The organism is Curtobacterium sp. HSID17257 (genome assembly GCF_003989515.1).
Classification (GTDB): Bacteria; Actinomycetota; Actinomycetes; order Actinomycetales; family Microbacteriaceae; genus Curtobacterium.
The window spans coordinates 1-10,128 of sequence record NZ_RBLU01000111.1 but is presented as its reverse complement, the minus strand read 5'-3'; the positions used below and the strand labels follow the sequence as shown (position 1 = coordinate 10,128).

Annotated in this window: 8 protein-coding genes; 5 read left to right on the top strand and 3 right to left on the bottom strand. The window is 72.2% G+C overall.

The annotated features are described in order from the left end of the window. Positions 1-97: 97 nt before the first annotated feature. On the bottom strand, positions 98-1,288 hold the full coding sequence (locus tag D8M35_RS13665; protein WP_238638238.1) for an MFS transporter: 1,191 nt from the start codon (positions 1,286-1,288) through the stop codon (positions 98-100). A gap of 304 nt (positions 1,289-1,592) precedes the next feature. Here D8M35_RS13665 and D8M35_RS13660 point away from each other — a divergent pair, with 304 nt between their 5' ends. The 4 genes from D8M35_RS13660 (at position 1,593) to D8M35_RS13645 (ending at position 7,570) form a co-directional block, all read left to right on the top strand. Further along, positions 1,593-2,999 carry a glycosyltransferase gene (locus D8M35_RS13660; protein WP_126892346.1) on the top strand — a complete coding sequence of 469 codons (1,407 nt, stop codon included), beginning with the start codon at positions 1,593-1,595 and terminating at the stop codon, positions 2,997-2,999. After that, positions 2,996-4,909, top strand: coding sequence for a right-handed parallel beta-helix repeat-containing protein (locus tag D8M35_RS13655; RefSeq protein WP_126892345.1), 1,914 nt, complete (start codon positions 2,996-2,998; stop codon positions 4,907-4,909). Before D8M35_RS13660 ends, D8M35_RS13655 begins: the two co-directional genes overlap by 4 nt. Positions 4,910-4,912: 3 nt before the next feature. Beyond that, on the top strand, positions 4,913-6,067 hold the full coding sequence (locus tag D8M35_RS13650) for a nitrous oxide reductase family maturation protein NosD (RefSeq protein ID WP_202976563.1): 1,155 nt from the start codon (positions 4,913-4,915) through the stop codon (positions 6,065-6,067). 72 nt (positions 6,068-6,139) lie between these two features. After that, positions 6,140-7,570: a UDP-glucose/GDP-mannose dehydrogenase family protein gene (locus D8M35_RS13645; RefSeq protein WP_174234754.1), complete on the top strand. Its 1,431-nt coding sequence runs from the start codon at positions 6,140-6,142 to the stop codon at positions 7,568-7,570. A gap of 114 nt (positions 7,571-7,684) precedes the next feature. Here the strand turns inward: D8M35_RS13645 and D8M35_RS13640 are convergent, their stop codons facing one another. Continuing rightward, entirely contained in the window at positions 7,685-8,434 is a 750-nt protein-coding gene (locus tag D8M35_RS13640) for an inositol monophosphatase family protein (protein WP_126892344.1), read from the bottom strand. Between the two features lie 141 nt (positions 8,435-8,575). Between D8M35_RS13640 and D8M35_RS13635 the strand changes: the two genes are divergently transcribed. Then, positions 8,576-9,166 carry a DUF6611 family protein gene (locus D8M35_RS13635; RefSeq protein ID WP_342342919.1) on the top strand — a complete coding sequence of 197 codons (591 nt, stop codon included), beginning with the start codon at positions 8,576-8,578 and terminating at the stop codon, positions 9,164-9,166. Positions 9,167-9,239: 73 nt separating this feature from the next. On the opposite strand, the gene D8M35_RS13630 is transcribed toward D8M35_RS13635, so the two are convergent. Next, positions 9,240-9,914, bottom strand: coding sequence for an NUDIX domain-containing protein (locus D8M35_RS13630; protein WP_126892342.1), 675 nt, complete (start codon positions 9,912-9,914; stop codon positions 9,240-9,242). Positions 9,915-10,128 lie beyond the last annotated feature (214 nt).

Here is a 10,128-nt window from a genome sequence, read left to right as displayed (position 1 = left end):
AGCGAACGAGACGTCACACCACGCACACCGACCACCACGCCACCCCCCACCCCACTCACTAGCACGTGCTTCATGAACACATAGTGCACCATGACATCTATATTAATGTACTTAATTTTTTTTTTAATAATACATCTACCCACGACCTCCCCACATAAACTCCCACTCTTTCCCTACACGACCCTCTTCCTATCTCGGGGAGGCTCCAGGCGGTCGCCACCGCCCCGACGAGCAGGGGCCCGCCGGCGTCGCCGACCTCGCGACCGAGTTCCGCGTTGCCCATCGTCCGGCCCATGTGGTCGTCCGGGGTGGACGCGGCCAGGTGCGCGAAGGCGAGCGGTGTCACCGTACCGAGCATGCTGCCGACCGCCGCTGCTGCGACGAACAGCGTGACGGGCCCGGGCAGGGCCGCGAGGACGGCGAGTCCGGCGGCGGCGAGTAGCAGCCCGCCCGTGCACCCGCTGCGGGTACCGAGGCGGCCCTGGTCGCGGAGGCGCCCGGCGAGCGGCTGCAGCACGGTGGAGACGAGTGCCACGACGGCGATCGCGACGGCGCCGACCACGGCGGGCAGGTCGAGCCGGACCGCCAGGAGCGGGAGGAACCCGACCACGACCCCGAGCACGCCGGTCGTCGTCGCGAGGAGCAGCGTCGGCACCAGGAACGCCCGGTCGGTCGTCTGCCGGACCAGGTCCGCGACCGTCGTGCGACGCCGCGGGAGCACCGGCAGGGCCGGCATCGCGATCGCGACCCACGCCGCCGCGAGCACCGCCAGGAGCGTCAGCGCCACGTACAGCGCCCGCAGGCCGATGCCCTCGACCAGCACGATGCCGAGCACCGGGCCGAGGACGTACCCGAGGCTCTTCCATGCGCCGTAGCGGCCGAAGTACCGGCCGAGGCGCTGCCGACCGGCGAGCCGGGCGACGGCAGCCGAGGACGCGGGGGAGAAGGCCGAGGCGGCAGCTCCCTGGCCGAGCCGAGCCAGGGCGAGGACGAGGACCGAGGGGAACGCGACGGCGAGCAGCGAGGCGACCGCGAAGCCGCCCAGGCCGCCGACGATGACGGGCTTCGCGCCGATGCGGTCGCTGAGCGCGCCGAACAGCGGCTTGAGCACGACCTCGGCGACGTCGTAGAGGGCGAGCACGGCGCCGAGCGTGACGAGCGAGAGCCCGAGGTCGTCCGTCTCGGCGCCGAGCACGCTCGCGACGCCGTGGGCCCCGAAAGCGGTGGTGAACCCGGCGAGGTAGAGCGGGGCGAGGCCGCGGGCGGGCGGCTGGAGTGCAGTCGTCACCGCACCAGTCTGGCGGAACACCGCCCTACGGCTTCGCGCAAACCCGCATTGCGGTCTCCTGTGCTTGTGGTGGGACACGCCCGAGAGTACGTTCAGCCCAACGCTCAGCGTCGGATGCGGGACCACGGTCCTCGACCCGACCTGACGATGTGCAGCGACGGGGGGATCCGGCGCTGTCCCGACCCTCTCCGCACCGCCGACCCAGGCGGCTCCCGCGTCACCCTGCGCGGTGTGCCGTCGTGCGGTGCTGCCGAGTGTCGTGTTCCGTACCCGAAACCGAACACCGCACGAAGGACCCGACCTCATGCACCCGCTCGTCCTCTTCGCGTCGCAGACCTCGACCCAGGTCGTGCTCGACAACATCGCCGGCTTCGGCCACGAGGCACTCAAGTACTTCCCGATCGGCATCGCCGGCATCATCGTCTGGGCGCTCTGGCTCTACCGGGTCGTCCTCTCGGCCCGCGCCCGTCCGGTCGAGAACGGCTTCCGCACGACGACCTCGGTCGTGGTGCCGTCCTTCCACGAGGACCCCGACATCCTGCTGCGCTGCCTGGACTCCTGGCGGGAGCAGCACCCGGACGAGATCATCATCGTGCTCGACGTCGCGGACACCGAGGCGTACCGCCGGATCGTGGCGGTGGGCGACCCCACCGTCAAGCCGGTGCTGTTCCACCACGTCGGCAAGCGGAGCGCGCTCGGCGAGGGCATCCGCCGCGCGAAGTACGACGTCCTGGTCCTGGTGGACTCGGACACCTCCTGGGAGCCCGGTCTCCTCGAAGCCGTGCAGATGCCCTTCGTCGACGAGCGCGTCGGCGGTGTCGGCACGCAGCAGAACGTGTACCAGCGGAACTCCAGCATCTGGCGCATCATCGCCGACTGGCTGGTCAACCTGCGCTACTTCAACTACGTCCCGGCGATGGGCGCCGCGGGTGCCGTGCCGATCCTGTCCGGGCGGACCGCCGCCTACCGACGCTCCGCCGTCATGCCGGTGCTCGACAACCTCGAGAACGAGTTCTTCCTCGGGCGCCGGTGCATCGCGGGCGACGACGGTCGGCTCACGTGGCTCGTGATCGCGTCCGGGTACAAGACCGTGCACCAGTCGTCCGCGAAGGCGCTCTCGATGTTCCCGGCGAGCGGCAAGGCCTTCTTCAAGCAGCGCATCCGTTGGAGCCGCAACTCCTACCGCACGTACCTGACCGCCATCGCGAAGGGGTGGGTGTGGCGGGTGCCGTTCGTGACCAAGATCACGGTCCTGCAGATCATCCTGACCCCGGTGACCATGGGCATCACGATGTGGTACCTGCTGTTCAGCCGGCTCGAGCTCAGCACCGTCGGCGTGCTCTTCACCCTCGGCTGGCTGCTCTTCGGCCGGGCGGTCCGCGGCGTCTCGAACCTCAAGCGGCACCCGCTCGACCTGTTCGTGCTGCCCGTGCTGGCCCTCGTGGTGATCGCGGTCGCCCTGCCGATCAAGGTGTACTCGTTCGTCACGATGAACAAGCAGGGATGGCTGACCCGGCACGCCGACCAGGTCGGTGGGGACGGGCAGCAGGCCCGGACCCTCCAGCCCGAGACCACCTCCGGCCGTCGGGTCGCGACGCCCGGCATCGTCCTCCCGCAGGGCACGGTCGCTGCCGGCACCGCTGCCGGCGCCGCTGCTGCCGCTGCCGCGGTCTCCGTCTCCGCATCCGACGACCAGGCGGTCGCCGCATGAGCGCGCTGACGAAGGGGGCGCCGCGCATCGCCGCGGGGCTCCTCGTGGGAGCGGGGCTGCTGGTCGCGGGTGTCGTCGGCCTGCCCGGCGCGGCGGCCGCTGCGACCGGGTCCGGCCCGGCGGCCCCCGTTGCGGGACGCCCCTACCAGGGTGACCCGGACAAGGAGGCGCGGCTGGTGACGGCCGAGAACGACCGGATCTACAACGTCCGGGCACTGGCCTCGGCGGCGCGCTGGAGCGGCCTCGCGGTCTCGCAGCCCTACCGCCTCGCCACCGGCTCGTCGTACACGCTCGTCCTCGTCGCCCGCGGCGCGGCCTACACCGTCGACGACCTCGCACGGCTCGCGCCGTCGACGTTCGTCAAGCAGCCGGACGGCTCCTGGCTGCTCAGCGAGAACATCGTCGTCGAGAACGGTGCCACGCTGCGGCTCGCGAGCCCGGACGGGCTGCGCATCCACATGGCGAGCAACCACGAGGGCTTCGTGTCCATCGTCACCCAGGCCGGCAGCCTCCAGGTGGTCGGTTCGGCCAAGGCCCCGGTCGCCATCGACGCGTGGGACCCCCAGTCCGGTCGGGTCGACCAGCAGACCACCGACGGCCGTGCGTACGTCCGCGTGCAGGGCGGTACGGCGACGCTGCAGTACGCCGAGTTCTCCCACCTGGGGTTCTGGAGCGGTTCCACGGGCGGGGTGTCCCTGACCGGGACGAACCTCTCGACCCTCGACCAGGCCTCCGGTGACCAGCAGGGCAAGACCGAGCGGACGACCAAGGACGTCTTCGGCAACGCGATCCTGCCGACCGGTGAACTGCCGAAGTCGGGCAGCGCCACGGCCAGCGCCGGCGGCTACAGCTACGTCTCCGCCCTCGTGCAGCACGTGACCTTCGACGGGAACGCCTACGGCCTCTTCCTGACGAGCGCGGACGGCGTCACGATGTCGGACGCCACGGTGGAGCACTCGCTCATCGACGGCCTGGTGCTGCACCGCTACGTCACCAACTCGACGTTCACCTCGGTCCGGTCGACGGACAACGCGGTGGACGGGGTGAAGATGACGCGGGCGTCGACCGGCATCGTGTTCAGCCAGGTGACCGCGTCGGACAACGGTCGCAACGGGATCACGCTGAACGGCAGCGGGCTCGCAGCCGGTCCGAACGCGGCGGGCATGCCGACGACGACGTACGGCAACAACGCGCTCTCGGACAGCAACAGCTCCGGGAACGGCCGCTACGGCATCGAGGTGATCGGCGGGAAGAACGTCCGGATCAGCGGGTCGACGGTCGCGCGCAACGAGATGGGCATCGTCGTCCGGCACGACGCCGACGACGTGGTCGTCCGCAACAACGTCGTCAAGGACTCGACGCAGAACGGCATCGCCGTCCTCGACGGAGCGAGCCGGACCGAGGTCTCCGAGAACTCGGTGGACGGCGCCGACATCGGCGTCTACCTGCGGGACAGCGCGTCGTCGTCCGTGACGAACAACGCCATCGCGGACGCCCGCGTCCACGGTGTGACGACGGTCGGCGCGGTCGACGGCACCTCCGTCGAGAACAACACGGTCGTCGGCCGTGGGCCGAGCGCGATCGACCTCGCCCGGTCGGACGGTGCTGCCCAGCGGGGCAACACGACGGTCGAGTGGCACTCGACGAAGCCGTTCCTGGTCACGCTGCGCGCGGTCTTCCAACCGCTGACGGTGCTCTGGCTGCTGCTGCTGACGGTGGTCCTGGTCGCCGCGATCGGTGGCACACGACGTCGTCGTCGGGCGAAGCAGGAGCTGCCGTACGCCAAGCTGGCGCCGCTGTCGAGCTACACGCGCGGTGCGGTCGACCCGACCTCGCTGGGGTTGCCGCCCGTCGGGGGCCGCGGGACCCACGCTGCCGAGCCGGGTGCGGTCGCACCCTCGGGGAGCTGACCGGTGAGCGCACGACGACGCGGGCTGCGCTCCTACCTGCTGGTCGGGGGTGCCGGCCTGGTGGTCGGCGTCCTGGCCGTCGGCGGGCTGTGGGCGGCGACCACCGCATCGGACCGCGACGGGCAGCAGGACGCCCGTGCCCGCCCCACGTCGAGTGCCGCTCCGACGTCCGAGCCGACCCGGGCGCGGGACGTCCCCGAGCCCCGGGCGACGTCGACCGGCTCAGCCGCTCCCGGCGCCGGGTCCCCGGTGGACACCGCCCGGTGCGAGGCCTCGGCGACGACCACGGTGCGCACCGCGAAGGAGCTGCAGAAGGCCCTCCGCGACGCACGGGCCGGGAACGTCGTCCGGCTGGAGTCCGGTACCTACACCGGCCGCTTCGAGGCGTCCGCGGCGGGCACCGCCGACGACCCGGTCACGCTCTGCGGTCCCCGCGACGCCGTGCTCGACGGGGGCGGCACTGAGGGCGGGTACGTCCTGCACCTCGACCGCGCGTCCTACTGGTCGCTCGAGGGCTTCACCGTGCGGAACGGGCAGAAGGGCGTCATGTTCGACGGCGTCCAGCACTCGACCGTCAGCGGGCTCACGGTCACCGACATCGGTGACGAGGGCATCCACCTGCGCGCCGACAGCAGCGACAACACCGTCGTCGGGAACACCGTCACCAGGACCGGGCTCCGGAAGCCGCAGTTCGGAGAGGGCATCTACATCGGCTCGTCGAAGAGCAACTGGTGCAAGGTCTCGGAGTGCCGGGAGGACCGCAGCGACCGCAACGTCGTCACGGGCAACACGGTCGCCGACACCGCCGCCGAGAACGTCGACATCAAGGAGGGCACCACGGGCGGCACGCTGTCCGACAACTCCTTCGACGGTGTCGGCATGCAGGGCGAGAACCACGCCGACTCGTGGGTGGACGTGAAGGGCAACGGCTGGACGATCACCGGCAACCGGGGCGTCCGATCGCCGCTCGACGGGTTCCAGACGCACGAGCTGCTCTCCGGCTGGGGCACCGACAACACCTTCACCGACAACCGGGTCGACCTGGGCAACACCGACGGCGTCGCGTTCGCCTTCCGACCGGTCGAGGGCAACACCGTCTCCTGCGACAACACCGTGGTCGGCTCGAACGAGTTCAGCACCACGACCTGCACCGACTGACACACGACGGCCACCGCGGTCCGTCCGCACCCGTCCACACCCATCCTCCGCGACCCGAGAGCGAGCCTTGCCATGTCTGCTTCCGTCACCCCGATCCCGTCCTCCGGGATGCCACCCGTCGTCGAACGACCCCGCCTGACCGTCATCGGCACGGGGTACCTCGGCGCCACCCACGCCGTATCGATGGCCGTCCTCGGCTACGAGGTCCTCGGCGTCGACGTCGACCCTGCCAAGGTCGAGGCCCTGGTCGCCGGCCGGGTGCCCTTCCACGAACCCGGCCTGCCCGAGCAGCTCGCAGCGGCCCTCGCCTCCGGACGGCTCCGCTTCACGTCGTCGCTGCGCGAGGCCGCCGAGTTCGGCGACGTCCACTTCGTCTGCGTGGGGACCCCCCAGCAGCGGGGGTCGCACGCCGCCGACCTGACCTACGTCGATTCCGCCTTCCGCGAGCTCGCGTCGCACATCGACCGGCGTGCGCTGATCGTGGGGAAGTCGACCGTGCCCGTGGGCACCGCCGAACGGCTCGCGGCGCTCGTGGAGCAGGTCGCCCCTGCCGGAGCCGAGGTGGAGGTCGCCTGGAACCCGGAGTTCCTCCGCGAGGGCTACGCGGTGCAGGACACGCTGCACCCCGACCGGCTCGTGTTCGGCGTCCGGTCGGCGTGGGCGGAGGCGCAGCTGCGTGCGGCGTTCCGACCGATCCTCGACGAGGGGACACCGCTCGTCGTCGCCGACCTGCCCACGGCCGAGCTCGTGAAGGTGGCCGCGAACTCCTTCCTCGCGACGAAGATCTCCTTCATCAACGCGATGGCCGAGGTCTGCGAGGCAGCCGGAGCGGACGTCAGCGTCCTGGCGAGCGCCCTGTCGCACGACACCCGCATCGGCGGCCGCTTCCTCAAGCCGGGCCTCGGCTTCGGCGGGGGGTGCCTGCCGAAGGACATCCGGGCCTTCTCGGCCCGTGCGCAGGAGCTCGGCGTCGGTCAGGCGGTCCGGTTCCTCGACGAGGTGGACGCGATCAACCTGCGCCGCCGGCAACGGACCGTCGACCTGGTCACGGAGATGGCGGACGGTGACCTGGCGGGCAAGCGGATCGCGGCGTTGGGGGCGGCGTTCAAGCCGAACTCCGACGACATCCGCGACGCGCCGGCACTCGACGTCGCCCGGATGCTCGGCGAGGCGGGCGCCGTCGTCACCGTGTACGACCCCGAGGCGATGGAGAACGCCGCGCGGGCGTACCCGACCCTGCGGTACGCGCCGTCGATGACGGCGGCGGTGATCGATGCGGACGTGGTGGTGCTCCTGACCGAGTGGGAGCAGTTCCGCACGGTCGACCCGCACGACCTCGGCGCCCTCGTCCACCACCGGCGCATCGTCGACGGCCGGCACGCGCTCGACGCCGACGCCTACCGAGCGGCGGGCTGGGACCTCCGCGCCCTCGGACGTCCCACGGCGTCGGGCACCGTCGAGATCGTCGTCGACGAACAGGACCGCCTGCAGGCCACGGCCTGACGGCAGGACGTCTCGGCGGGGGTACCGCCGAGGACGCGTCCGGTGCACGACGAGGTGCACGGGACGGTGCGGAGGGGCGGCTTCGGGCAGTGCCGCTCCTCCGCGCAGGGCGGGTCAGGCGCCGAGCAGCTCGGCCGCCTGCCGCACCGCGGTCGGGGCACCGGCGAGGTGCCAGTCGTGGCCGTGGGCCCGGACGACGGTCGCGACACCGCCGGCACCCTCGACGAGCGCACGCCCGGGCAGCCAGTCCCAGTCGGCGCAGTCCGTCTGCACCCAGAGCCCGATGCGCCCCGCTGCGACGTCCACCATGTCGCAGGACCCCGACCCGCTGATCCGCACCGTCGCCGCCGCGGCCAGGAGCACGGCCATCGGACCCGCCTCGGCAGCGCGCAGGTGGGAGCTGTTCAGGAACGTCGCCACGCTCGTCGCGGCGAGTGCCACGTCCGGTACCGGCGGCACACGCTCCCCGTCGCGGGTGGTCACACCGTCGGACGCCACCCACGTCTCGTCGGCGGTCGGACGACGCACCGCACCGACCCGGAGCTCACCGTCGACCTCGAGCGACACCGCGCTGCACCACGCCGGCAGTCCGGCGACGTAGTTGAACGTCCCGTCGATCGGGTCGACGGTCCACCGGCGTCCGTCGATCGCCTCGGAGCGGGCGCCCTCCTCACCGAGCACGCCGTCGCCCGGACGGTGCTCGAGCAGCTGACGACGGACGAGCTCCTCGGCCGCGCGGTCCGCGGCGGTGACCAGGTCGGCGGCCGAGGTCTTCCGTTCCGCCTGCGCCCCGTCGCGCCGCATGTCGGCCGCGAGGCGAGCGGCGTCGGACACGAGGGCGGCGGCGAGGGTGTGGTCGTCCATCCGCCCACGGTAGCGGTCGACCGGCAGCGCACCACTGCCGCGGGAGCGCCGCCGCAGCAGCGTCAGGTCGGCGCACGGGAACCGGTCGACAGCGTCAGGAGACCGTGAGGACCGGCACGATCCCGGTCGGTCCGCCGCAGGGTGGACGACGTGGACGAGCACCGAGACCGACACCCGCACCCGCACCCGCACCGCACCCGCCGGACCGGTTGGCATCCCTGGGGACGTTGCACCGTGCAGCCCGTCACCCGCGCCCTCTGGAGCGGCCGGACGCTCGAGGTGCACGCACCGGGGGCCACCGCGGGCGAGCTCCTGCTGCTCCGGGCACTCCAGGTCTGGGGAGCGGCCGGCGCACTCGTGGCGGTCGCGCTCGTCGTGGCGCTGCACCGGGCGCCCGCGGTCGGCCTCGTCGTCGCCGTCCTGCTCTACGCCGCCGGCTTCGTCCTGCTCGTCCGGGTGACCCGCCGGGTGCGCTCCGGCGTGAGGACCCTGACGATCACGGTCTTCCACGGCAACGGTCGGCCCGAGGTGTACGGCGACGTCCGGCTCATCGAGGCGTCGCTCGACCTGCTGTGCCTCGTCGAGGACGCCGTCCGACGCGGGCAGGTGTCCCGGGTCGAGTACGAGCAGGTCTGGGGACAGGTGTGGCGGTCGATGCCCGAGCCGGTGGTCCGTCCTGCCGGTCGATCGCGCTCCCGCGAGGTGGCGCAGCGCCGTCGGTCGCACCGGTGAGCGGGTCGACCGCGCCCTCGGTGCTGGCCCCGAGCGCCGACCCGGAGGGCGACGACCCGTCGGTGGTCCTCGGCTACGACTGAGCGTGCTGCCCGTTCACGAGGCCGTGCAGCGCGGCCCACTGGAGCAGCAGGATCGTCTTCCCGTCGACGATCCGTCCGTCCTCGATCATCGCGAGCGCCTCCGAGGCCGGGAGTTCGAGCACCTCGATGTCCTCGCCCTCACCGGCGAGGCCGCCACCGACCTCGACCCGGTCGTCGGGGGAGTACTCGGCGACGTAGCAGTGCACCCGCTCGGTGACCGACCCCGGGCTCATGTACGCGGCGGTCACGTGTCGCAGGTCGCTCAGCCGCACCCCGAGCTCCTCGAGGGCCTCGCGTCGGACCGCGGTCTCCGGGTCGTCCTCGTCGAGCAGGCCCGCCGCGACCTCGACCAGCATGCCGTCGGGGTGGTCGTTGACGTACGCGGGAAACCGGAACTGCCGCGTGAGCAGCACGGTGCCGCGCGCTCGGTCGACCGGCAGCACGGCCGCGCCGTTGCCGCGGTCGTAGGTCTCCCGCTGCTGGGTGGTCCAGGTGCCGTCGGTCCCGCGGACGTCGAACGTCGTCCGTCGCAGCACGTGCCACCCGTCGGAGGTCACCTCGACGTCCCGCACCACGACGTCCGGGTTCCGGTCGAGGTCACGTCCGACCCGGTCGAGACCGGTCCGCCCCCTGCTGTCCGGTCCCGTCGCGTCGTCCGTCGTCATGCTCCCGACGCTAGCGGACAGCCGTGCGCTCGACGGCCGAGCCGGCCACGCGCGGTGCGGTTCCGCCCACCGGACGGGAGGCACGGGGCGGCCCCGCCACGCGCCTCCCGTCCGACGCCCCTCGTCCCATCCGGCCCTGCCGCACCCCGTCCGTCGTCCGTCGTCCGTCGCCCGTCGCCCGTCAGCTCGTGACCGGGCGCACAACCGGGAGCAA

Bases quoted from the DNA above. Each gene is read 5' to 3' on its own strand.
- D8M35_RS13660 (WP_126892346.1), top strand. From the start codon at position 1,593: ATGCACCCGCTCGTCCTCTTCGCGTCGCAGACCTCGACCCAGGTCGTG.
- D8M35_RS13655 (WP_126892345.1), top strand. From the start codon at position 2,996: ATGAGCGCGCTGACGAAGGGGGCGCCGCGCATCGCCGCGGGGCTCCTC.
- D8M35_RS13645 (WP_174234754.1), top strand. From the start codon at position 6,140: ATGTCTGCTTCCGTCACCCCGATCCCGTCCTCCGGGATGCCACCCGTC.
- D8M35_RS13640 (WP_126892344.1), bottom strand. From the start codon at position 8,434: ATGGACGACCACACCCTCGCCGCCGCCCTCGTGTCCGACGCCGCTCGC.
- D8M35_RS13630 (WP_126892342.1), bottom strand. From the start codon at position 9,914: ATGACGACGGACGACGCGACGGGACCGGACAGCAGGGGGCGGACCGGT.